The sequence below is a fragment of the Sphingopyxis sp. 10G20-10 genome, from assembly GCF_057365075.1.
On the sequence record NZ_CP195117.1, the window covers coordinates 221,924 to 245,807 of the forward strand.

Genomic DNA, 23,884 nt, shown 5'->3' on the forward strand with positions numbered 1-23,884 from the left:
CCCTCCCCTGGTTTTTATGGGAAAGCCGGTGCGACCCTATTTGTAATTAATCGTTGACCGACCTTGCCCCTTAAAGGCTACACCATCGACGAACAAAGGCAAGCGGGCAGTGCCCGACACCGGGATTTTTTCTATCCCGACCCGAAAGGACAAAAATGAGCGACGCCAATAGCATGACGCGGACCAACAGCACTATTTTAATCGCGGCCCTGATCCTGTTGATCGGTGCGATAGGCTATGCGGTCTGGCGCGATTCCGCTGAATCACCGGCTCCGGTCATCGCCGAAACGCCGCCCAGCCCCTCGGGCCAGCTTGCCACATTAGAGGCGCGCACCCGCGCTGAACCCGACAGCGCCGCCGCGTGGCAGGCGCTGGGCGCGGCGCGGTTTGACATGAGCGATTATGCCGGTGCCGTCACCGCCTATGAAAAGGCAACAAGCCTAGCCCCAAAGTCGGCGGGGCTGTGGTCGGCGCTGGGCGAAGCGCGCGTGATGGACAGCAAACGCGACCCGATGCCGCCCGCAGCGCTCGCCGATTTCAACAAGGCCAAGGGTCTGAATGCCAAGGATCCGCGTGCACGTTACTTCCTTGCGGTCAAAAAAGATGTCGACGGCGATCATCAGGGCGCGATCAACGACTGGCTGGCGCTGCTGGCCGATACGCCGCAAGGCGCGCCGTGGGAACCGGACCTGCGCCGCACCATCGAACAGGTCGGACAGATCCACAAGATCGAGGTCGCAAACAAGCTGGCGGGAACGAAGCAACGCGCCTTGAAACCCGAGGAATTGCCCGTCGCCGCGCGCGCCATCCCCGGCCCCTCGCGCAGTGACATGGAGGCCGCATCGCAGCTTCCCAAAGGTCAGCAGGACGCGATGATCGCGGGCATGGTCGACGGTCTGGAAACCAAGCTGAAGGCCGACCCCGCCAATGTCGACCGCTGGATCATGCTGATGCGCAGCCGCATGACGCTGGGCGAATCGGGCAAGGCGGCGAAGGCGCTGAAAGATGCGGTTGCCGCGAATCCTGAGGCGTCAGCGCGATTGCAGGCGCAGGCGAAAATGCTGGGCGTGCCGGGGGCCTAACCCGCCATCAACGCCGCATTGCCGCCCGCCGCCGTAATATCGGTCGAGATCGTCTTTTCGTCGGCGAAGCGGTACAGATAATGCGGACCGCCCGCTTTTGGCCCCGTGCCCGAAAGGCCGCGCCCGCCAAAGGGTTGCGAACCGACGATGGCGCCGATCTGGTTGCGGTTGACATAGACGTTGCCGACATCGGCGCGCGCCGCAATATGCGCGGCGATGCTGTCGATGCGGGTGTGGACGCCCAGCGTCAGGCCAAAGCCCGACGTGTTGATCGCATCGATCAGGTCGTCAAGCTCGCCGGCCTTCCATGTCGCAATATGCAGAACCGGGCCGAAAATTTCGCGGCGCATATCGGTAACGGCCTCCAACCGGATCACCGCCGGCGGGATGAAGCGCCCACCGCCCGGCAGCTCGCAGCGTTCGGCCTCGACCATCAGGCGGCCTGTTGCCCGTGCGATATCCACATAGGCCGCAATAGTCGCCTGCGCCTCGCCGTCGATGATCGGTCCGACATCGGTCGACAATTTGGACGGATCGCCGACGTTCAATTCGGCCATCGCGCCCGCAACCATCTCTATCATCGCGTCGGCGACGTCTTCCTGTACGCACAGCAAGCGTAGCGCCGAACAGCGCTGGCCTGCCGACTGGAACGCCCCGGCCACCGCATCGCGCGCCACCTGTTCGGGCAGCGCGGTTGAATCGACGATCATCACATTGGCGCCGCCGGTTTCGGCGATCAGCGTGCCAATCGGCCCTTCGCGCATCGCGATGCCGCGATTGATCGCCTTGGCGACATCGGTGGAGCCGGTGAAAGCAATGCCGATGACATCGACCTGGCTGGTCAAGGCCACACCCACAGTCTCACCGCGTCCCGGCAGGAAGTGCAGCACGTCGCCGGGCACGCCCGCTTCGTGGAGCAATTGCGTCGCGGCGTGGGCGATCAACGGGGTCTGTTCGGCGGGCTTGGCGAGAACGCTGTTACCCGCCGCCAGTGCTGCGGCAACCTGACCGATGAAAATGGCGAGCGGGAAGTTCCAAGGGCTGATGCAGGTGAACACGCCCTTGCCTTCTAAAATCAGCTCGTTGCGTTCGCCCGTCGGACCCGGAAGCAGGACCGGATGGGTGAAATCGGCGCGCGCCTGTGCGGCATAATAGCGCAGAAAATCGACCGCTTCGCGCACTTCGGCGACCGCATCGGCCAGCGTCTTGCCCGCCTCGTCAATCGCAAGGCCAAGGAACAATGTGTCGCGTTCCTCTAGCAGGTCGGCGGCGCGTTCCAGCCGCTCGGCGCGAAAGGCTCCGCCGGCAAGGCTCCAATCAGGTTGTGCCGCACGCGCAGCGGCGACCGCTGTATCGATCGCCTCCATGTCGCTTTCTTCAAAAGCACCGACCAGCGCGCCGGTCGCGGGGTTGAGCACAGGTTCAACAATGCCCGGCCACGCCCGCCCCGACACAATCGGGGTCGCAACGCGCGTGGTGTCGCGTGCGGCAGCGATGGTGGCCATCAACGCTTCGGCAATGCCCGGTTCGCCCAAATCATAGCCGCGAGAATTGCGCCGATGGGGATTGAACAGCTCCGCTCCGGTCGCGATCACCGGCTTGGCAGGACTTGCAACATTGCGCGGATCGATCGCCAGTTCCTCGGCGGTCACATCGGGGTCGGAAAATTGATGCACGAAGCTGCTGTTCGCGCCATTTTCGAGCAGACGACGGACGAGATAGGCGAGCAGGTCGCGATGGGTTCCAACGGGCGCATAGGCGCGAACCGGACGCGGCGGCGGCGACAAAGCGACAAAGGCGTCATGCGCGCCCTCGCCCATGCCGTGCAGCCGTTGCAGTTCATAATCGGCACCGGCAAACAGCTCGGCCACGAATGCCAACGTCATCGCGTTATGGCTGGCAAAGGCGGGGAAGATAGAATCCTGCGCATCGCGGAGCAGCGCGGCGCAGGCGAGATAATTGAGGTCGGTGTGCGTCTTGGCGGTGAACACCGGGAAATCATCGAGCCCCAGCACTTGCGCGCGCTTGATTTCAGTGTCCCAATAGGCCCCTTTGACGAGCCGCAGTGCAACCTTAACCTTGCGGCGGCGCGCGTGCGCGATCACCCATTCGACCACGGCGGGGGCGCGTTTCTGATAGGCCTGGACGACGATGCCCAGCCCATCCCAACCATCGGCAATCCCGGCGTCGATCAACGCGGCAAACACATCCATATGCGGTTCCAGCCGGTCGCTTTCCTCGGCATCGATCATCATCGGGATGTTCGCGGCGCGCGCGGCGCGCGCCAGTGTCAGCACGCTCGGCACCAGTTCGCTCATGATCCGGGCCGACTGAAGATATTCATAGCGCGGATGAAGCGCCGACAGCTTGATCGAAATGCCGTGATTCACTTGCGGGTCACCGCGCTTGGCATCGCGCCCGATGCGCGCGATGGCGGCGGTATAGGCGGCATGATAGCGCGCCGCATCGGCCGAGGTCCGCGCCGCCTCTCCCAACATATCAAAGCTGGCGAGTTCCTGTTTGTTCTTTTCGGCGCGCTTGACCGCGGCCTCGATCGTTTCGCCCATCACAAATTGCTGACCCAAAAGCCGCATCGCGGCGAGCGCCGCCTGACGGATTACCGGCTCGCCCGAGCGGCGGACCATCGCTTTCAGCAGCGTCAGCGGCTTGGCCTTGCTGCCGATCGCATCGAGCATCAGCGTCGCCGATCCCAGCGACAGCCCGCGCGACGACAGGGACACGATCAGCGGGCTTTCGGCGCCATCCTCTTCGGCCCAATCCCGCCCCGCAATTTTGTCACGGATCAGCGCGTTGGCGGTGGCATTGTCTGGAACCCGCAACAGCGCCTCTGCGAGGCACATCAGCACCACGCCCTCTTCGGTCGACAGCCGATAGCGATTCATCAGAGAGGCGACGAGCGTCTCGCGCTCACCATCAGCCTTGGCATGGCGGATCAACGCCAGCCCGCGCCGCGTCACCGCATCAACCGATGCCGGAACGCGCGTTAATGTGGCGCGCAGATCGGCAACAATCACCTCCTCGCTGCGACGGGCAAGGGCGCGGATAGCCGCACGATCAGTGGCGAAATCGGACATAGCGCAAGCTTTCGAAGAGGGAGGGCCATAAAGGCTCCTTTCCATAGCAACTGCAGCAGAGCCCGGCTAGCGGATTCGGGTAACAATATTGCTTGGTCAGGACATTGTGTTCGTCAGACCGTGCTTTGGTAATTGACCCCCCGCAACCCCTATGCCATGCGCCCTTCCCGCGCGGGTGTAGCTCAATGGCAGAGCAGAAGCTTCCCAAGCTTCTGTAATTGGCTGGTTTTCAACGTTTTCTCAGCAAAACTGATACTGAAACTTCCAAATTGTTTCAATGGGTTGTGTATTTAGGGCAAAACTTATTGGAACTGGAGGCAAGACATGACCATGTTCGATGCGCTTGTCCAAAATTCGCAGGATATATGTCGATCAGAGCGTTTTGTGAGCTTCGCTCGCAAAACGGATGTCAGAAAATTAAGATCGGCAAACTGGGTCCGGACTCTTTAAATCGGCAACACATCTATAATTGCTTCACGCCTCATGTCGGTCATTCGCGCTTGGACGGCTTGTCGCGAGTGTATCGAATAGTTCGAACGCGATGACAGCAATTGGGTCGTTTGCTGAATGGCCGGAATAACTGTGCCGGATCCGCATACCGGACAGTTTCCTCCTGGCCCAAGAGGCGGTATAGACATCTCAAGCTGATCGCTGCTCTAAACTCGCCGCCACGCCTCGCTGGTGCGTTCGACGGCCAATCTATCGGCGGGATATTGAGTGACGAGCGCCATCGCCTCATCAGCGGACGCATTGAGCCATATATCGTGATCGTCGGTGTGCAAAATGACCGGCATTCGGTCGTGAATATCCCATAGCTCTTTGGTCGCATCGACCATGACGCCGGTATAGCAATCGCCCCACACGTCGGTCGGTCGCCAAAGTCCGGCCCAAGCTACTATTTCCTGATCAACAACGCTGATCCACGTGCGCGTCATCTTGCCCTTTGGGCCTTCGGCTTCGGCAAAAGCGGAAAAGGGGATGAGGCAACGCTGGGCCGGTGTCTCGAACCAATGCCGCCACATCCCGCTTCGCAGCTTGTCATCGCGGGCATTGTTGACCGGCTTCGGCTTGCTGTCCGGCTTCATCGATTTGAGGCGCAATGGGAAACCCCAGGTCATTTGCTGCAAGATGCGTTTTCCGTCTGCTTCGCGCACGACCAAGCCGGGATATTGGGGGTAGGTTTCGCCGGGGGCGTTGATGCCGGTCGGCACGCTTGCCCGAAAATGATCGGCGATTTCCTGCGCGCTATTCTTGTTGGCGTAAAGATTGCACATGCAGCGATGATGACGCGCTTGGCTCGTCTGTCAACGCACCTGCCGCCATTCGCTTGTCGCATGACGCTTGACCAATGTTCCTCTTATGTTCCACTTAGAGGCTCCCTTTGCGAATCGAGCCATGCGACAGCCAGCCACCATTGAGCACCTCTATTTGGACTTTGACGGTTTCTTTGCGTCGGTCGAGCAGTTGCGCGACCCGTCATTGCGCGGGCGGCCTGTTGGCGTCGTGCCCTATGTCGGCGGGCGAAGCTGTATCATCGCCTGTTCGCGCGAGGCCAAAGCGCGCGGCGTGAAGAATATTATGATGGTCGATGAAGCGCAGCGGATATGCCGCGACATCGTGCTGGTTCCGCAAAAGCCCGACCTATACCGGCGCGCCCACAATGCGCTGGTGTCGGAAATCAACGCCGTTGTTCCGGTCGATCAGGTGAAGTCGATTGATGAACTGTCTTGCCGACTGGATGAGGATCAGCGCGCCGACCCTGCGGCGATAGGAGCGGCGATCAAGCGCGCGATCCGCTATAATATCGGCGCTGCCGTGACCTGTTCTATTGGCTTTGCCGCAAACCGCCACCTCGCCAAGATAGCGGGCGGCACGCAAAAGCCCGACGGCCTCACGATCTGGCGACCGGGCGATATGCCGGGGCCGCTGCTGCGCGTTCCGCTGGAGGATATACCGGGCATTGGTCGCAGGATGGAAAAGCGGCTGATACGTGCGGGGATAACCGACACGGCGGCGTTTCTGGCCATGCAGCCCAAACATGCCCGCGCGCTTTGGCGCAATGTGACCGGCGAGCGGCTTTGGTATGCGCTGCATGGCTATGACATAGAGGCCCCACCAACCGAGCGCGGCATGTTTGGTCATGCCCGCGTGTTGCCGCCCGATGCCCGGACGCTAAGCGATGCCCGCACCATATCGCGGCTGTTGCTGGTCAAGGCGGCAAGGCGGGTGCGTCGTGCGGGCTATTATTGCGCCTCGCTGTCACTCTGGCTGCAAGGATTCGATCGCAGCTGGTTCGAGATTATTACCTTGCCGCAGGTGAACGACGATCAGGCGGTGCTGCGTGCGTTGATGACGCTGTGGGACCGTGTGATGGCGAAAACCAGCGGCAAGACCAAGGTCATGAGGGTAGGCGTCACGCTAGGTGATCTGACCCCCGCCAATGCACGCCAGCTAGATTTTCTATTGGATGACGACAGCGAACGGCAACGATGGGAGCGGCTGGGGATGGCGCTCGACCGGCTGAATATAAAATATGGCAAGACCGTCGCCAGCGTCGGCTTCTGGCAACCGCCGCCGGGAGGCAATGTCGGCGGCAAAATCAGCTTCACCCGTATTCCGAGCGGGGAGGACTTCTGGTGAACTGGCGGACCAATATCCAGATACTCGACCTTGAACCGGGTGAGCGCATCGAACTGACCTGTCGGAAATGCGGCCATCTGCGTTGGCTGACCGGAGAGGAACTTCTGGCACGCAAACGGTCGCTGCGGCTCACGCTCGGCGATGTCGAACGGCGCGCACGCTGCCGTCAGCGCGGGTGCAATGGCACCATGCGCATGGCCATGCCGGCCGATCATGACACGGCAGGCTTCGTTGGCGGCATTGCCTGAGGGGGCTAATCGATTGGTCACGATTGACTCTCTTGGGTGAGCGCGCATCATTGCTTGATGTGCAATCTCTATCTGGCCGACCGCAGCGCCGCAGAAGTGGCGAAGACATTCCGCGCCAAGGTCGCGTCTGGCATAAACGCGCCTGCTGAGGTCTATCCCCAATACCCCGGCTTGGTGGTCAGGGAGCAAGACGGCGAGCGCATCGTGCAACAAATGACCTGGGGATTTCCGCTGGTTCTGGCAGAGGCGCGTATACGCGCCGAGGCGAAGGGGAAGGTTGCCAAGCCGCGACCCGTCAACAACGCCCGCGATGACAAGTTGCGCACCGGCATGTGGAAACATTGGTTTGAGACGCCTGCGCAGCGTTGCCTCATCCCTTTTACCGCTTTTGCCGAGGCCGAAGGGGAGAAGGGCCGGATGACCCGCACATGGATCAGCGTGGCCGATCAGGAGCTACCTGCATGGGCGGGGTTATGGCGTCCATCAGATGAATGGGGCGATTGCTTCACCGGCGTCATGGTCGATGCGACCAAGGAGCTTAGGGACATGCATGACCGTATGCCGGTTATACTTCATGCTGCTGATCAGGACGCATGGCTGCATGCGCCTGCCGACGACGCCATGGCCTTGGTTCGACAATATCCGGCTACGCAACTGGAGGTTGATCGCACAACTGCTCTTTGGAGGTGAAGCCAAAGATTCTCGGGTTCAGGTTCGCCCGTAACATGCTGAGATAGCTAAAATCCCGATAGCCCCTAACATGCCCGTAGAGACCCCTCGTAACGCAAAATGAGGCTTTAGGCAGAGTTGCACAGTGCTCTATGAACGAACTCATAGAGAGGCAATTTTATCAGTAGTAATCCACTGGTAATTCAAAAATGTGACTACTTCCCATCACCACCTTCAGAACTGGATGCCTGCACTGGATAAGACACTGCCACATCTTCGGCATTCGAAACTTTCCCTGACCCTGTTTCAGGAAAGAGTTTGCGGTTTTGCTTTATGTTTGGTGAGTATGGACCAAAAGGAATGCCTTGCTCAGCAGGAAATAGAGCTAAAGAATTTGCCTGAATAGCTACAGGAGTATAATCAGACCGCCCATTGTTCACCATAGAAGTGATGGCGTTTGCGATCAGATTGGCAAGTATATTTCCAGATTTTGCGGATGCATCGTAAATATATTCTTGTTCATCTTGCCATAACAATGCTCCGGTGTGACCTTCCTTTAATGTATAAAGGAATTTTACTTTTGTTGATGAAGATATTACTTTATAGTCCGCTTCCCAATTAAGAATTTCTACATAGAGAACGCTGTCGGCTCCGAACAAGGACGCCATGGCTGGCGTCGGGGCAGCATGCACTAATCCCGGATCCGCCAAGCCCTCCCCCTCAATCAACTGTTTCGACATATTGGTCGGAAAGACGTAATATCCCCTTTCAGCCAAGGGAGCTGCCAAGGTTGTTAAAAAAAGATCAGCAGCTTGCGTCTCATTGGAGTGATTGATTACCGGGACAATCAAAATTGAACGTGGGGCCGCTGCTTCAAACGCTGTGTAATCTTTCGGAGGAACGTGAATGGTGGCGCATGCCGACATTAGAATGACTAGAGGGGCCAACAAAATGCACTTTTTCATTTCCCATCCCCTGAGGTTTCTGCGGATATCGCTGTATCGGTGATAGTTTCCGCCGGTGGCTGATTGCTAATACGATGGATCAGTTTCTCCATCAGGAAGCGTGACTCGGGCCAAGCATCATGCTCCTTCTGGAAATAAACCAATGCCTCCTCTGGCTTTTGGAGATCGTAGAGTGTGTATCCATATTCCGCGTAGAGACCAGGTGGAACCTTTTTATCTTTTTCGGCTTTATCGATGTCAGCTTTTAACTTCTGAGAGAATTGCAGCTCCTGAGCAGGGGTTTTGTAATAGCTGAGCAAGGAATGAGTATAGTCTCCCCATTCATACATTGTATGATTGGTCGCACAGCCAGATAATGTCACCGTAGCTAGACATAGTAGTATAGAAAATTTCATAATGCCCCCATTTACGGCGTTGTATCGTCTAGATTGATGATTTTTTTGGTCCCGTCTTGAACGAAGACTTTCTGATGATAAATCGACTGCGTCCCCACCGTCACCATCACGTCGTGAACTCCATCTGTCACTATGAGTGATGAGTTCTGTTCTGAAAGGAAGATTGGATCACGTCCATCTATAACAACAGCGGCGCCAGACGGCACATCCGAGAATGACAGCGATGATGGCGCATCTGCTCTAACGACAGAATGATGCGGCATCGCGCCACAACCCATCAATACAATCATCGCAGACGCCACAATCGGCACACGTATGAATTTTAACATTATCGCCCCCGTAAATTTTTTATTCGGCTACAACCAGCAGATTCTTAGGATCAATGTCTGCGATCGATCCGCTTACGACTCTCGTGACTGCTCCCTCATTGGTTTCTGAATTACCGAACAGGGAAGTCACTACGAGCTCTCCAACCGTAGTGGATGGCAGTTGTATGTCGAAGCCGGTCTGACTACTCCTCACAGTCTTGCCAGGAGACACAATCTTCAACCGATCGCCTACGGACAATCCTTGATGTAACCCACCGGCAATGAATACTTGGCCATCTTGCACTGATAAGATGTCTGTCTTCCATTCACGAGCTGAAAGTTGATTTACCAGCTCTTCTAACATGTCCTCAACAGCAGCGGAGAGGGCCTTATCAGTTAAGGTTCCATCATATTTGGATGTGCTGCCGAGGCCGAGAGTAGTCTTACTCTCAGTATCCGCTTCACCTGATCCAGTGGCAGAAAAATAGGCAAGCCCGGTTCGAACATCGACCAATCGAATGGCGACCTTCGCTCGGGCACGTTGAACACGCTTTTTATTAAATAACCCACGTTGGCCATCTTCGGTTCTGCCAAACTCTACAATAGAACCAACAATCAACGTGTCCGCTGCGACGGTGTCTGCGTCCCCAACACGCTGTTGTTCACGCTCAATTTTCGACAGGTCTGGGCGCTCAAATACTAGGAACTTCCCAGTTTTTATAAGATATGCCGTCAAAATGTCAGATGCTTGCTTCCCAAGCGGGTCAAGGTCGGAATCCCTAAGTAGCGTTTGGCCATAACGGGTCTCGTTAGAGAAGCGGCCGACCGCTATTTTAGTCTTCAGTGCCTTGGCGTGCCCCTGTTCCAAAGCTGGATTGACTGCAACTTCGACTGGAGCCACCGAGGTTTGCGCATCAGCCGTTGGGATAGGCCCAACAAGAGAAGCCATCGGCAAAAGATATGCTGCCAAACGAGCCAAGTATTTCATATTACCCCCAAGTTGTTTCTATCCCAGTATCGAGACAATCTAAACATCGCAAGTCATTTAGAGTCCACCGTCAAAAATTTTATTACACGTGATGCCTTGAAACAGACGGGGCTATGGAGTTCTCATTTTGTTGATTTGGCGCGGCGGACATACGGTGACGCAAACGCCCATGCTTGAAGGTTTTATGTTGGATAAGTTCGCGCTGTTCGATTTTGATTTCGGCCATAGCAAAATTGGGATTGAGGGAACTGAAGTAGACGAAGTGCTCGTGTTATCGAAAGTGATTTTAGCTGAGCGTAAACGATCCGTTGAGGGTGACCGCTCACGACGTTCGAGCGAAGGTCGACACCAGCAGCTTCTACGAGTGAGTCTTTCTGAAGCAGTTCACTGTCCGGGTCCTTGAGACAACACGCATCAGAGCCTTGTTCGCGGCAAGAACGCTCACGCGCGATTTTTTGATTAAAATTCGATTTGTTTTGTAAGAATCACGAAATTTTTCATGGAAGAAGCCGGCAACTGTTATCCATCATCTCCAACCAGAATGTCTTTAAAGGGTCGTACCCTTCTCAATGCAGTTAAAACAGCCTCTGAGCCGACTTTTTTCAGTGATCCAAAGTCTGCAAAATGACTCAGGCTGATGCGGTGGCTGATCGATGCATTCGTCGCTAGACAACTCGGAGCACTGATAATGGAGAACGGGCACACGAGCCCTAGGTGAGATAATTCAGCTTCATAAAATTCAATAATCCGCCAAATTATAAAGATTTTTTGCGAATTGTTTTCATAATAATCCTTATTAGATCGATAGGATGAGGATTTTCAGTCAAACATTCCGTGGGTCGCCACCCTAATCGATCTTACTACGTCCTTAACTCGTTCCACTCAGTCAGCGAGACCTGCCTAGAACCGTCAATCCGCAACCGATCGTCAAGGTAGAGAAGGCAGCGAAGCGCCCTTTCCGGCACTGGCTTAGGAGAAAGGTTGACAACTTCCTGAAATCCAAGGGGTTCGGCTCGATCCCTCAGTGCCTGAACTACGGTTTCATGAAATTCTGTCTGTTCGGTGCGCTTTAGATCTATGTCCCTGTTATTAAGCCCCCAAGTTTGAGCATCAAGCTTGATTAGTGGATCAACCACACTGAATTGCATTCCCTCATTAATGCCACGAACCGCGATCAGCCGTTGGCGTAATTCCGATGTCGTAATCGGCGCGCCTGCATCCTTCACGATGGCCACTACCGCTTGCCTGATATCAACCCGGCCACTCGATCCCTCGCCGTCGCGGTGTGTCCATACCATCCGACCCAACGACTGGAGATCACCAGTCTGCTTTAGCGCAATATCGAGTTGGTACTTGTCAAAACGGGCGGGCATGTGGATTTCCCGATCAGCTAACGCCTGCAACATCTCCGAAGTATGGACCTGTGGCGCAGTCTTTGCGTGGAAGATACCTACTAACACACATCGATTTTCGACCCGCGGCATTGCAAACGACCTACGGTCGATATCTGTCCCCGGATCGACCAATCGCGCCGTACTCCAAACATTGCAGAAAAGTGTGGGAGGAGTGAAGTACAGTATAACAATGTTTAACTACCAATGTGATGTGGATATTACATGCGTAAATAGTAAATGGACATCCTCTGTAAACACTATGAGGATATAGAAGTTGAATACCAATAACCTAGACAACAAACGATTTACCGAACTGCACTCTAACGGCCTACGTGTCTTTCCTGTAAAATCTCGCGACAAGACTCCTGCGGTAAAATCTTGGACAGCATATTGCGAACGCAAACCCACGGCTGACGAGTTAGCAGCATGGGATGCGAGCGATTTTAATATCGGCGTCGCCTGTGGCGAACCGAGCGGTGTTGTAGTCCTGGATGTAGACAGCCTTGAGGCTCAGGAATTTGTCGATACTCTAGACTTGCCTCCCACACCTTGCGTCCGAACTCACCGCGGGCGCCACTACTACTTCCAGCGACCTGCATTTGGTCTTCGCAACGCCGTGAAAGTTGGAGGCAAAAAATTGGATGTCCGTGGCGACCGAGGATATGTCGTCGGAGCTGGATCTATCCACCCGGGCGGCACGACTTATGAATGGATCGTGTCCCCGGTCGAGACGCCATTCGCACCGATGCCAGAAGTGCTCCGTAAACTACTTACGAGCGAAAAGCCCCGCCACATACGGGACACGGGAGTCCGTTCGAAGTCCGGTTTCGTGACGAACTCCCGCTTTGGGCGTTGGATAAAAACACATTTAGAATCCGCAAAAGCCGACCTAGGATCCGCAGTGGAGGGTGAGCGAAATGACAGCCTCTTCAAAGTCGCCGCATGCCTGGCCTGCGACGTCTCCGCAGCCAATGAGGATTGGGCTCCATATGCTCAAGAGCTCACCACCGTAGCTATTGCGATTGGCTTGAATGACGGAGAAATCGCAGCGACACTTGAGAGTGCTTGGCACAGCGGGAAAGAGACGCCCACACTATGGATTAAACTAGCGCAGGACTGGATTTACGTTTCGGGGGCTGATCAGTTTCTTCACCTCGAAAGCGGCGTGTGGCTGAGCCAGCAAGCTTTTCGTACAGAGTTTAACCATCTGCTGCCACTCAAGAAGGGGAATATCACCCGATTCCTCACTGATTTTAACTATATCGATAAAATCCAGAACGTTGGTTTCGATCCACTTCAACCGCCAGGGATTTTCACTGCTGATGGTCGCAGCTGGTTAAACACTTATCACCCCTCAGATGTTGTTGCCGAAGAGGGCGACGCGACGCCTTTTAAGGAATTCGTCGAATATCTTGTGCCCCATGTCGATGAGCGGCGTCATCTTCTCAAAATGATGACTCACCTCGTTCGCAAGCCTGGTGTGAAGCTGAATCACGCCCTTCTTTTCGGGAGCGAGGCTCATGGGATCGGAAAGTCTACTTTGCTGGAAATCCTGTTCCATCTCATCGGACCCAGCAATTGTCGTAAAGCAACGACGCAGGAGATTGAGGGCCCTTACCAATCCTATATTGAAGGCAAGCTGCTTGTTTTGGTGGAAGAAATTAACTTCGGTGTAGGCCGCAAGGCATATAATTCTATGAAGGATATGATCACATCCCCTGTCACACCCGTCCGGCGTTTGTATCAAGATGTTCGCGAAGTCCCTAACATGGCAACCTTCGTGTTCCTTACTAACTTAGATGTCCCGCTGCTCATCGATAATGAAGACCGCCGCTTCTTCGTTATTAACAGCAACGCTGTACCCCGTGACGCCTCCTACTACTGCGAGTTTAGCGAATGGTGGCGCGCAAATCTCGGTGTTATCCGGTCATATCTGGACACGGTTGATCTGGATGGTTTCCACGCGTCCGCGCGCCCACCAATGACCGGCGCAAAGGCGGCACTCATAGCAAGCAGCCGTACGCCAGTTGTTCAGGAGCTGTTGGCCATGATTGATGAGCGCGTGGCCCCGTTCACAGTGGATTTGGTGTCACTCGCGCAAGTAATTGATGCGGTAAATAGCCGCCTACCGAAAACGAACCGCAATGCTGTCCAGAGTGCTTTGCGCAAAATTGGGGCTGTTGATCTTGGTCAACACCGCATCAGGCAAGGATTGACTGGACATTTTCGATTTGTTGGAACTAGCGAACGTCCAAGCTTGTGGGCTATTCGCCACGTTGAATTTTGGCAAGCGGTATCCCCACATAAGCGTGTTGAGGAATATCTGGCGGAGAAGAGCTGGCTCGCGGATTTGCCTCTATTGCCAACAACCATAGGGGTTTCGCCTATGAGAATTTCAACACATAACTAATGTATAATTATACTATATGAAAAGGTGATTAAATATCATTAACTGGCATGACTTATGAACTAAGATAATATGATTTCAGCACGAATGAATAAAAATGTCTGACTGTCTAGATAGTCTATTATAAAACTCACCAAGATGGTCCATTAAGATGGAGCGTCTTGGTTTTCTATCTGCATTTTTATATATATTTTCCAATCAATAGTTAGTAGATAGACAATTAGATCAAAATGCGATGGTGCACTGAAATTCTGCCGTATTAGCGGCCTTTTATGCAGCATAACAATGTTACCAAGCCGCTTTTAAGATGCGCGGACTTGATTCAAGATTCCTCGCCAACTAACTAAGTAACGGACCCGAATGCAGCGCCAACTGCACTCGAGCCCTAACACACCAACTGATCATAGGAGGATCGAGTCGATGGCTACCAAGCCCCTTAGCGCCCGTGCCCGTGCATGGGAATTTGCTTTCAACACATATTGTAATTTGAACCTGAAACTGGCCCAAGCGCCGACCAGTGAAGTCGATGCAATCCGTCACGAGATTGCCGATCAACAGGACCTACTGCTGGAGCTTGAGGCTCCGACAATCGCAGCCGTGATCCAGAAGCTCGAGATTATGTTCGAGGCTGATCTTGAAAAGCCTGATCGCGATGGATCAGAAAAACGACAGCTGATCGACGACTTGCGCGTCCTAAACCTCACGTTGGAATATTTACCCGAGGTCGCCGACCAAGTCACACTCAGCGCACGCTGATCTCACCCACATTTGTCGCAATGAAGCCCGTCTATCTGTGGCGGCTTCTCAGCGCACGCGTAAAGGAACACCCATGCTTCCAGATTACATAATAAATGAACTCGTCCGTCGACTGCCACTCGATAATGCCGAAGAACTAGCGCGAGCATTCGGCCTCGAGCCTACCGATCCTTTGCCGCCTTTACCTCGCGAGTTGCACAGCCGGCTTACTTACAGCGGAGAGATCGACTTCAACCTGACCGTTGGAGCATTCGGCCATTGCCACAGCAGCCCCTGTCGATTGACGTGGACCGCGAACCTGATTGACAACCCCGATGACCACTCTGGCGCTAACCCACGCATTGCAGGTCATGTGCAATCAATGTTGCATACTTTGATCTGGACCAAGGACGAGCAGCCTTTTGAGTGGACCATCCTGGATCATCGGATCTTACCGCCTGAGGCTATTTCCGTACTAGATGCGGAAATCGAAAAGCGCGCCTGCATGCAGGAACTTCAGAGAAATCCGCAGCCGTAACATTGTTACTCGTTCCAAACGCTGTCGACGCTGCACCCCATAGTTGCGATTAAATTTCTCTATGAAACACCGACAATATGCAACCAAAGCAAAAATCGAGCAGACGGTAAACGCTGCACGGAAATGCGGCCTCGACATTTGTGGCATAGAAGTATCTCCGGAAGGAAATATCCGTGTTTGGGAAGCCCGAGAGCCTGCCCAGATCGCGAACGATTTTGATCGTTGGGAAGAACGGCTCTGATGGCTGCTCAATTCATAAAGCGAGCAAGACACGGAAAGCCGATCAGTTGGTATGTCTATGCCTACAAGGGCGGCCCCTGCATCATGAAACACATTGGGCCTAGAAAACCATCTCTGGACGCCATGGCTTCTAAAAAACTCGCTGAGGCGCTGGCAGCGCGAGAAAATCCACCCGCTACTGGCAAGTTTTTGTCAGTCATCCGTAGCTGGCAAGCCAGCCCAGAATGGAGTCAACTCGCAGCATCGACTAAAAAGCTCTGGCGCTCTCACCTCGACCTCATCGAAGCCAAATGGGGGAATGCCCCGATTGCCGTCTGGAATGACCCGCGCATGAAGGCAAAGATCGTCAAGTGGCGAAACAGCCGCAAAGATACTCCACGTGCTGCCGACATTGGCATCACAGTGCTTTCTTCGCTTCTGAAATGGGCTATTCTCAACGGCCAGGACATATCGATCAACGTAGCATCAGGCATCCCACATCTTTACCGGGGCGGAAACAGACAGGAGATCATCTGGCTGCCCGAGGACATGAATGGATTTCTTGAAGTCGCCACGTCAGATGGGAAGCCTTGGATAGCAGATGGCCTCCGTTTGGCTGCGCTTACAGGCTTCAGGCTGGCAGATCTTGTTACACTGACCTTTGATCACATCGACGAATGCGCAATAAACAAGACTGCGCTGAAGAAAAGTCGGGGCAGACGTCGGCGAGCAATAATTCCTATCACAGCAGCTTTGTCTGAATTGTTGGAAGAGCTTCGCGGACGTTATCGCTGTGAAGATGTGAATAATGTGCTTGTAAATAGCTACGGTCGGCCATGGAGCGAAAGTGGTTTCGGTGGTTCATTTAATCGCATCCGAAATTTGGCTAATATCGTCCATGTCGATGAAGATGGTCTGGTCCGATCAAAACATCTGCACGATGTCCGTGGCACTTTTTGCACTATGCTGCTCACAGAATGTGCGCTCACCGATGAGGAGGCAGCCGAAATAATGGCATGGTCCAAAGAGCGCGTCAGCGGAATCCGCAAGGTCTATGTTGACGAGTCTCGGTCACGCATGGCATTGGCCCAACGCATCGCGGCAAAACAAAAAGCAAAACAAATCGCATGATAATGGCTAAGCCATTGAAATGCGGGTGTAGCTCAATGGCAGAGCAGAAGCTTCCCAAGCTTACGACGAGGGTTCGATTCCCTTCACCCGCTCCATTTCCCCGTTCGTTGACTTTCGCGTGATGTGACATTGTTTTGGTGGCCACAGTGGAGGACATATCAAGCGGGAATGGCATAACTCTTGGTGTTGGCTGATATTGCGATTCGGGATGCGAAGCCCAAGACGGAACCATATTAATTGGCCGATGTCCCTAGCCTGTTCCTGTTGGTCCAGCCTTCCGGCGGGAAATTATGGCGGCCAAAATATCGCATCGAGTGTCGCGAGAAAAAGCTGGGCTTTGGCACCTATCCCGATGTCAGCTTGAGCGAGGTGCGTAGGCGGCGCGACGAAGCGCGCGAATTGCTTGCAGCTGGTAAAGACCCCTCGCGCGCGAAACGGTAAAGACCCCTCGCGCGCGAAACAGCGTGACAAGGTGCGCGTCCGAATCGATACCGGAAATAGCTTCACCGCCATTGCCGCTGAATATTGCGCCCAACGGAGGCGCGACGGACAAAAAGCATGGCACCGGCAACCCCAAGCCGCAGCGAGTATCTTTTGTCGCTGTTGAACGGGTCTATCGGACAGCTTGCAATCAATGAGAGAACCGACCGACGTGCTGGCTGCGGTCCGTAAAATTGAAGGCAAGGGAAGTCAGTCGCTGACGATGCCTTATACCAAGTCCCATTGATGTTGACTCGCTGAGGGGATTCCTATTTTGCTGATTTTCTGATTCAGTGTCGCAAGCTGTCGGCCAGGCCACGCCATCAGGGGCAGCGCCCTGAGGATATTGCCGCTTTTAAAAAGACTTTCCCACCCGTTTGGCACAAATCCGCAAAAGCCTCCCCCCAGGGACACCGATAGAGTTGTGGTGGCAGGATGAGGCGCGGATCGGTCAGCAGACCAAGCTCACCCGCCGTTGGGCCAAGCGCAAAACTCGGCCCTCAGCGCCCAAAGATCAACGCAGAGCTTCGGCCTGGATCTTCGGTGCGATCTGCCCCGCCGAGGGCAAGGGGGCTGGCATCGTCTTGCCCCGCTGCAACAGTGAGGCGATGAGCCTGCATATCGAGGAGATCGCCTTCCACGTCGCGCCGGGTGCGCATGCTGTTTTGATACTCGATCAGGCAGGGTGGCATGGCTCGGCCGAACTGGTCGTCCCCGCCAACATCACCCTCATGCCGCTGCCGCCCAGATGCCCCGAGTTGAACCCGGTCGAGAATGTCTGGCAGTTCATGCGCGACAACTGGCTCTCCAACCGCATCTTCAAATCCTACGACGATATCGTCGATCACTGCTGCTTCGCCTGGAACAAACTCGTCGATCAACCCTGGAAAATCATGTCCATCGGTCTCCGTCCATGGACACATGAGTTCTGATCAATGGGACTTGGTATAACATCCTCAACCATGACGGGGACGAATTCCAGCTCGCAATCAAGGCATTGGTGAACCTCGATGCTTGGGCGTATTGCCTTTACCTCACAGTTAAAGCGATGACAGGCTGGGCACACAACGGTTTTGTTTGAAGTCTCAATTTGATTTTCCTTATTGCCCGTCACGTAAAATTGAGTGGTCCCAGACCGTCTTCAATTTTGTCGAACTACGATTCTTCGGGTCATGTGCTGAAAAAGAGAGACCCCATCCCAAGTCGGCTCAAACTGCAACGCTTGGCCAATCGGAACAATACGATATCCGCCTCTGCCAGCGATAGCGCAGGTTAGCCGGTCTAAATCATCGCCATCCAAGCCGAAATGGGTAATTGTCTGCACATTACGGGTCACTACCGGCGAAATTTCTTCAATACCACTAATGACCCAGTCACTAAGAAAGCCCCCACCTTGCGATTGTTGCAAAGCACGGTCCGGTTCTATCGCGCGATTGACGATGAATTCATTGCTATACACCGACTGCTTCTGCGACACGCCCTCGGCCAGCATGTCATTACCCAACGCCAGTTTGGCGATCGCCACTCCCGGATCCACGGTCATATTCTTCTTCACAATCACCTTGCCGAGGCGATCGTAGAAATCATCGGAAACACCATCGTTCTTACCCAGCCAGATCAGGAGCCGCGGCGATCCGCAGCCCATTTGGTCGAACCAGAATATGTCGTTAAAAAACCGCAACGCCAATTCGTCTCGTACCGCGACACTTGCCATTTTATAGGCTTCAGTTGAAACCATCGCGAGGGATTTGCGATCGGGAAATCCGATGCTCAAACCATCAGGGCGGATCGGCGTGCGCGAAACAATGCCGACCTTTTTATCACCGCCCCAGATCATGCGCAGATCGCAATGGGCCGACAGCTGTTGTTCTGTTTCGTTTCCATAGGGGTAAGAGCAGAAAATCTGTCTGTCGGCATCGCCATGTTCCAGCACCGTTTGCGCTATCACAGTCACTAGGCATTGCGCGTCCTGGGACAGCGTTTCGGTAAGACGCGTAATATTGCAATTTCCGGCCAGCACGGACAGCGCCCAGCTATAGACAAAGATCGTGTCGACATTAGTAGGAGGCAAGTGCAATGCGACTCCGCGCGCCACTTGCCGCCCCTCGCCGATTCCATCACTGGCAAAAGTTTCGCGAAGCTTTTGGAGCGAAGCGGTGCGGAGCCAATAGGCCAACGCCACATATTGAGGAGCACGGCGAAACGCCGGGTCTTTGAGGATTTTCCTTGAAATATCGCCCAGCAAGGCAAGCGCCGTATCGCAGAACGGCTCACGGGATCGATAGGTCATGGCCGCCGCGCGCGCGACTATCGCATCGGGTTCACACAACACCCAATGTGGTTGCCAGATCCCCGCCACTATGCGGCCGTTGCAATCACGTCGCTGCACCCCCGCAACTCGGACTTTGCAACACGTCCGTCGATGCGAAGCCCCTTGCCCATCCAGCCGTCCGTGCCGGGATCAATCATTTCAATCGAGCCGATGTCTTCGGTAAGCAGGCTGTGCCCCGGGTAACTGCTGGGCAGCAACGATAGCGTTTGAATAACGCCTGTTCCGCCGACCTCCATGGGCTTCCATGTCACCGGATCACGTATGATAACGTCTGCAAAATTCGGCGGATAGAGCAACCCACCCGGCCCCTCCAGAAAAATGGAACCTATCTGCTCTACCATGCCATAGAAATTATGGACTCGCTCAAGACCGAAGGCCTGTTTCAAGGCGGCACGAAATGTAGCGTTGTCCACCGACCGCTCGACCATTTTTTTCCATCCGCCGGAATGAATCAAAACAGCGTTCGATAAATCCAGACCGGCATTCTTGAATTGTTCGTAAAAATTAATCCAGACCATGAATGTAAAACCGAAAATGAAAAATGGCTGGCCTGCATATTTGGTCAGAAACTGCTCGACTGCATAAAAATCAGGCGCAAGTTCGTTGTCCAAAGCAAAGCAATGTTCGCGGCCATAGCGCATTATTCCTAAGACCCCTGCCCCTCGCGCACTCATCATTTTCGGATCTTTGAACACCGCATCGGTATCTATCACCAGCATGGGCAGGCGCTTTTTTCCGAGTACGTGCATCAACGAATTGGCCAAGGCGCGCTGTTGATTTGCAGATGCGTCCCGGTCGAGGAAAATCCGGCTAACCGCCTGCCCCGTGGTGCCGCTGGAGGTAAGCGTTACTCGCACGTCTGCGTCCGCAACGGAAAGTAGTTTTTGTGTCTTAAAAAGCGAAACCGGCAGATAGGGCACGTCGGCAAGACTGTCTGACCTTGTTCTGCCATCCCATGCTCCGTCAATGATACGGCGATAGGCATCGCAATGTTCATAGTGATGGGCAGTTAGTCCGTTGAGACCGCGCAGGAGCAGATCCTCCCTTTCGGTCACACTCACAGAATAGGGTACGGCAGAAATGGCCTGAGTTAGATCACTATTCATAGCGTCTTAGATAGTGCGGTGTAATCAATTTTACCACGCTCCGTTCTAGGGATAGCAGGCAAGGAAACCATTTTATAACAACTAGCTGGAAGAGTGTAGCGCTCTTTTAAAGCTGCCAGCAAATTATACCGTGTTTGCTCATCGGCCTGCGCGTTCGATGTCTGTTCTGTGTGAATGAGAAGATTGTCGCCCTCTTGAGTGACGGCCGCATTACAAAACTGATTGGCAAAAGTCTCGATTTCGTCGTGATTGACACGAAAGCCGTATATCTTGCTGAACCGTTTTGATCGGCCAACCAAGGTCAGAATTTTGTTGTGGTCAAGTGACCCGACATCACCGGTTACCAACCGACCTTTCAAGTCATCGCCAAGAGCAAGGTCAGCGCGACTTTCGGCGTATCCCATCATGACATTCGGTCCGCTGAATTCAACTTCTCCACGGCCCTGATCATCAGGGTCAACAATAGATATTTCGCAGCCCGGCAGCGCAGTGCCTACAGATCTAGGCGCAAACGGAAAATCTTCATGCGCTAAAGTCGTCATGCGCGGTGATGCTTCTGTTTGACCATACATTACATAAAAGCGACCACCGACAGATTCCATAAAATCATAAGCCTGCTGACGAGCATCAACATCCAGAAAACCGCCCGCCTGAGTCAAGCACTTCAGCGAGGGGATATTCAATCGTCGATAGTTTAGCTTTTGCAACATCTGGAAATGAAACGGGACGCCCGGCAAATGCGAAATGCCTGCCATACGCATTGCAGGCCAGAAGGCCCGGTCCGTAAATCCCATCTCTGTCAATCGAATAGCGGCACCGCGCAGCAAATGACTGGTCAACACGGACAGTCCGAAAGAGTAATGCAATGGCAGGTGCCCGCAGGCGACATCATCAGCGCCGATTCTCAATACATCGCCGATCGCACGCGCATTGCATTGAACAGCATCCAGTGTCAGCCGGACGAGTTTCGGGCTCCCTGTCGATCCCGATGTCGAGAGCAGTACCGAAAGATTCTTGTCGATACTCTCTGATTTATTGACGCACGATTGAGCGGCAGGCTCAGCCGCTGTGTCGATGATCCATTGCGGGCGATAGACATCTGCCAACCCTTTGCGCATGTCATCGGACAGCGCCGGATCGAACAATGCAACGGCGTGATTGCCAGCAAGCGCGCCAAAAAAACTTGCCACGGTTTCTACGTCGTTGCGTGCAAATAAAAAGACTAGCCCCCGCTCTCCAGCCAATCGGTCGGCCCACTCCTCCGCTCTCTCCTTCAGTGCGCCATAGTTAATCCAACTAGCGCCGGCATCGTCCTGCAATGCAAGCCGATCATTGTCTATTCCATACAGAAAAGGGACATTTTCACGCGGGCCTGCCATTGGTCAGATAACCATACCGCCATCAACGCCAATCACCTGCCCTGTCACATAACGGGAAAGATCTGATGCAAGAAAAAGCGCGGTATGTGCAATATCTTCCGGCATTCCGATGCGCCCCATTCCAATCGACTGCATCCGCTCTTCGAACATGGCAGGTGGAATTTGCTGCACCATAGCGGTATCAATAAAGCCTGGCGCGATTGCATTGACGCGGACATTTTTTGGCGCCAGTTCCTTGGCTGCGGAAAGTGTTGCGCCAATGACACCCGCTTTGGAAGCGCCATAGGCAAGCTGACCGCGATTACCGAAACGGCCAATAATCGAAGTCATGTTTATGATCGAACCACCGCCGCCACGCTCCATCAGCCGAGCCGACGCCTGAATGCCATGCAGCACACCCGAAAGATTGATACCGATCGTAGTATTGATATCGGCAGGCGAAACCATACCAATAAGACCATCGCGCAAAATACCAGCATTATTCACGAAAATATCAAGCCGTTTATGAGTAGAAAATGCCAGCTTTACCAGCGCTGCAGACGTTAGAGGATCGGCAATATCACCGGTTAATGATTGCACCCTCACCCCATGCATATCTGCAAGCTTTTGCGCGACATCCGCCAGTTCATCAGCGGCTTTGTGGGCGCCCAAAACAAGATCGGCACCATGCGCAGCCAATGTTTCGGCAACGCTGTAACCGATCCCACGCGACGCTCCGGTGACAACCGCAACACGACCGCTAAGATCGAGATAATCAAGCATATTTTGTCATGATTTCGATAGCTTTGTCGTATGAACTCATATCCAGAATATCATCCATGTCGAGCATGCAATCAAACGCATCCTCCAACCCAGCGACCAAGGCCATATGCGCCACAGAATCCCAACCTGGAATCTCGTTGTATATCAACTTGTCTTTGTTCGACGACGGATCAAGGCCGATAACGGCCAAAAACACCTGATCGACTTTTTCTTCTACGCTCATTTATTTACCTAAACTGCTTTCAGTGGAGTTATCGATTTTGAACATCTGGCGGCCTTTTGCCGGATTGCCATGCATAAGGAAGCCATCGCCGGTCAATGCATTTAAGACGGAACCTGCCGAAATTTTGCTCATTGCACCCAACACCGCTCCTGGGTGTAAAATAGCGCCAGATGCCAAAAAGGCGGCCTCACCCACTTTCGCCCGACCATTTACTTTCGCACCGGGCGACAACACGGCGGAAACTCCTATGACTGCATCGTGCCCGACTATGGCGCCTACATTAATTGCGCTGTTTTCACCAACTGAAGCGAACGGACCCACAAATGCTAGCGGACATATTATGCTGCCCGCTCCAATTACCGCCGTGTTCGCGACAACGGCAGTGGGATGAACTAAAGTGCCAAAGCGAACGCCTTTGTCTCTCAGGTCGTTAAAAATTTTGTGCCTAAGCACAGCGTCACCAACACAAACCAGAAATATCTTCTTATCTATATCCTCGATAGTATCTATAGAAGAGTGTATTTTCGGCAAATGAGATAATATTTTTACAAAATCTTCCTCTCGTGGAATACTGGTCGACAATATGTCACTAACGCGCGGTTTAGAAACCCCATCATCATGAATGGCGAGTCGGTTCCAACAATCAATTTCTGTTAGATAAGTTGCAACCTCTACTGCAAAGTCCCCTCCACCACAAAGAACATAATTTACCGTCATAGATAAATACATCTTTCCTAACTAAATTTATAAATTCCAATTTTCTTATTGTAATAAAATTATTGAATTAA

At 53.9% G+C, this 23,884-nt stretch carries 23 protein-coding genes, 1 tRNA gene and 1 pseudogene; 12 read left to right on the plus strand and 13 right to left on the minus strand.

Annotation, left to right across the window (positions count from 1 at the left end; all coding sequences use genetic code 11):
• Nucleotides 1–155: 155 nt before the first annotated feature.
• Nucleotides 156–1,082: a tetratricopeptide repeat protein gene (locus ACR3XE_RS01025; RefSeq protein ID WP_486185851.1), complete on the plus strand. Its 927-nt coding sequence runs from the start codon at nt 156–158 to the stop codon at nt 1,080–1,082.
• On the opposite strand, the gene putA is transcribed toward ACR3XE_RS01025, so the two are convergent.
• Nucleotides 1,079–4,177: a bifunctional proline dehydrogenase/L-glutamate gamma-semialdehyde dehydrogenase PutA gene (putA, locus tag ACR3XE_RS01030; protein WP_486185852.1), complete on the minus strand. Its 3,099-nt coding sequence runs from the start codon at nt 4,175–4,177 to the stop codon at nt 1,079–1,081. The genes ACR3XE_RS01025 and putA overlap by 4 nt on opposite strands.
• 656 nt (nt 4,178–4,833) lie before the next feature.
• Complete coding sequence (locus ACR3XE_RS01035) at nt 4,834–5,451, minus strand: SOS response-associated peptidase (RefSeq protein ID WP_473699415.1); 618 nt, start codon at nt 5,449–5,451, stop codon at nt 4,834–4,836.
• A gap of 121 nt (nt 5,452–5,572) precedes the next feature.
• On the opposite strand from ACR3XE_RS01035, the gene ACR3XE_RS01040 reads away from it, so the two are divergent.
• The 3 genes from ACR3XE_RS01040 to ACR3XE_RS01050 are packed head-to-tail and all read left to right on the plus strand — an operon-like array spanning nt 5,573 to nt 7,755.
• Nucleotides 5,573–6,817: a Y-family DNA polymerase gene (locus tag ACR3XE_RS01040; RefSeq protein WP_473699414.1), complete on the plus strand. Its 1,245-nt coding sequence runs from the start codon at nt 5,573–5,575 to the stop codon at nt 6,815–6,817.
• Complete coding sequence (locus ACR3XE_RS01045; protein ID WP_473699413.1) at nt 6,814–7,065, plus strand: hypothetical protein; 252 nt, start codon at nt 6,814–6,816, stop codon at nt 7,063–7,065. The genes ACR3XE_RS01040 and ACR3XE_RS01045 overlap by 4 nt, the downstream gene beginning before the upstream one ends.
• Nucleotides 7,066–7,122: 57 nt before the next feature.
• Nucleotides 7,123–7,755, plus strand: coding sequence for an SOS response-associated peptidase (locus tag ACR3XE_RS01050; RefSeq protein WP_473700270.1), 633 nt, complete (start codon nt 7,123–7,125; stop codon nt 7,753–7,755).
• 194 nt (nt 7,756–7,949) lie between these two features.
• Here ACR3XE_RS01050 and ACR3XE_RS01055 read toward each other — a convergent pair whose 3' ends face one another.
• From ACR3XE_RS01055 to ACR3XE_RS01070, 4 genes are read right to left on the minus strand one after another with little or no spacing between them, the layout of a single operon-like run.
• Nucleotides 7,950–8,699, minus strand: coding sequence for a GNA1162 family protein (locus tag ACR3XE_RS01055; RefSeq protein WP_486185853.1), 750 nt, complete (start codon nt 8,697–8,699; stop codon nt 7,950–7,952).
• On the minus strand, nt 8,696–9,094 hold the full coding sequence (locus ACR3XE_RS01060; RefSeq protein WP_473699411.1) for a DUF4810 domain-containing protein: 399 nt from the start codon (nt 9,092–9,094) through the stop codon (nt 8,696–8,698). The genes ACR3XE_RS01055 and ACR3XE_RS01060 overlap by 4 nt, the downstream gene beginning before the upstream one ends.
• 11 nt (nt 9,095–9,105) lie before the next feature.
• Complete coding sequence (locus ACR3XE_RS01065; protein ID WP_473699410.1) at nt 9,106–9,423, minus strand: hypothetical protein; 318 nt, start codon at nt 9,421–9,423, stop codon at nt 9,106–9,108.
• A 19-nt stretch (nt 9,424–9,442) separates the two neighbouring features.
• Entirely contained in the window at nt 9,443–10,390 is a 948-nt protein-coding gene (locus ACR3XE_RS01070; RefSeq protein WP_473699409.1) for a CsgG/HfaB family protein, read from the minus strand.
• A gap of 127 nt (nt 10,391–10,517) precedes the next feature.
• On the opposite strand from ACR3XE_RS01070, the gene ACR3XE_RS01075 reads away from it, so the two are divergent.
• Complete coding sequence (locus ACR3XE_RS01075; protein WP_473699408.1) at nt 10,518–10,793, plus strand: hypothetical protein; 276 nt, start codon at nt 10,518–10,520, stop codon at nt 10,791–10,793.
• 457 nt (nt 10,794–11,250) lie between these two features.
• On the opposite strand, the gene ACR3XE_RS01080 is transcribed toward ACR3XE_RS01075, so the two are convergent.
• Nucleotides 11,251–11,763: a hypothetical protein gene (locus tag ACR3XE_RS01080; protein ID WP_473699407.1), complete on the minus strand. Its 513-nt coding sequence runs from the start codon at nt 11,761–11,763 to the stop codon at nt 11,251–11,253.
• A 295-nt stretch (nt 11,764–12,058) separates the two neighbouring features.
• Between ACR3XE_RS01080 and ACR3XE_RS01085 the strand changes: the two genes are divergently transcribed.
• The 7 genes and pseudogenes from ACR3XE_RS01085 to ACR3XE_RS01115 all read left to right on the plus strand — a co-directional run.
• Nucleotides 12,059–14,194: a bifunctional DNA primase/polymerase gene (locus ACR3XE_RS01085; protein ID WP_473699406.1), complete on the plus strand. Its 2,136-nt coding sequence runs from the start codon at nt 12,059–12,061 to the stop codon at nt 14,192–14,194.
• Nucleotides 14,195–14,611: 417 nt separating this feature from the next.
• Nucleotides 14,612–14,947 carry a hypothetical protein gene (locus tag ACR3XE_RS01090; RefSeq protein ID WP_473699405.1) on the plus strand — a complete coding sequence of 112 codons (336 nt, stop codon included), beginning with the start codon at nt 14,612–14,614 and terminating at the stop codon, nt 14,945–14,947.
• A 73-nt stretch (nt 14,948–15,020) separates the two neighbouring features.
• Entirely contained in the window at nt 15,021–15,464 is a 444-nt protein-coding gene (locus tag ACR3XE_RS01095) for a hypothetical protein (RefSeq protein ID WP_473699404.1), read from the plus strand.
• A gap of 240 nt (nt 15,465–15,704) precedes the next feature.
• Nucleotides 15,705–16,814 (plus strand): tyrosine-type recombinase/integrase, encoded by a 1,110-nt coding sequence (locus ACR3XE_RS01100; RefSeq protein WP_473699403.1) that lies wholly within the window; start codon nt 15,705–15,707, stop codon nt 16,812–16,814.
• 21 nt (nt 16,815–16,835) lie between these two features.
• A tRNA-Gly gene (locus ACR3XE_RS01105) sits at nt 16,836–16,909 on the plus strand.
• 142 nt (nt 16,910–17,051) lie between these two features.
• Nucleotides 17,052–17,255, plus strand: a complete 204-nt coding sequence (locus ACR3XE_RS01110) for an Arm DNA-binding domain-containing protein (protein WP_473699402.1) — start codon at nt 17,052–17,054, stop codon at nt 17,253–17,255.
• Nucleotides 17,256–17,591: 336 nt separating this feature from the next.
• Nucleotides 17,592–18,226 (plus strand): annotated as a pseudogene (locus ACR3XE_RS01115) (IS630 family transposase); the annotation flags it as partial.
• A gap of 209 nt (nt 18,227–18,435) precedes the next feature.
• On the opposite strand, the gene ACR3XE_RS01120 reads toward ACR3XE_RS01115, so the two are convergent.
• From ACR3XE_RS01120 to ACR3XE_RS01145, 6 genes are read right to left on the minus strand one after another with little or no spacing between them, the layout of a single operon-like run.
• Complete coding sequence (locus ACR3XE_RS01120) at nt 18,436–19,653, minus strand: acyl-CoA reductase (RefSeq protein ID WP_473699401.1); 1,218 nt, start codon at nt 19,651–19,653, stop codon at nt 18,436–18,438.
• A complete protein-coding gene (locus ACR3XE_RS01125; RefSeq protein ID WP_473699400.1) occupies nt 19,653–20,732 on the minus strand; it encodes a LuxE/PaaK family acyltransferase in 1,080 nt (359 codons plus the stop codon). Before ACR3XE_RS01125 ends, ACR3XE_RS01120 begins: the two co-directional genes overlap by 1 nt.
• Nucleotides 20,729–22,111, minus strand: a complete 1,383-nt coding sequence (locus ACR3XE_RS01130; RefSeq protein ID WP_473699399.1) for an AMP-binding protein — start codon at nt 22,109–22,111, stop codon at nt 20,729–20,731. Before ACR3XE_RS01130 ends, ACR3XE_RS01125 begins: the two co-directional genes overlap by 4 nt.
• Nucleotides 22,112–22,114: 3 nt before the next feature.
• Entirely contained in the window at nt 22,115–22,873 is a 759-nt protein-coding gene (locus tag ACR3XE_RS01135; RefSeq protein ID WP_473699398.1) for an SDR family NAD(P)-dependent oxidoreductase, read from the minus strand.
• Nucleotides 22,866–23,096 (minus strand): acyl carrier protein, encoded by a 231-nt coding sequence (locus ACR3XE_RS01140; RefSeq protein WP_473699397.1) that lies wholly within the window; start codon nt 23,094–23,096, stop codon nt 22,866–22,868. The genes ACR3XE_RS01135 and ACR3XE_RS01140 overlap by 8 nt, the downstream gene beginning before the upstream one ends.
• On the minus strand, nt 23,097–23,813 hold the full coding sequence (locus ACR3XE_RS01145; protein WP_473699396.1) for an acetyltransferase: 717 nt from the start codon (nt 23,811–23,813) through the stop codon (nt 23,097–23,099).
• Between the last annotated feature and the right edge of the window lie 71 nt (nt 23,814–23,884).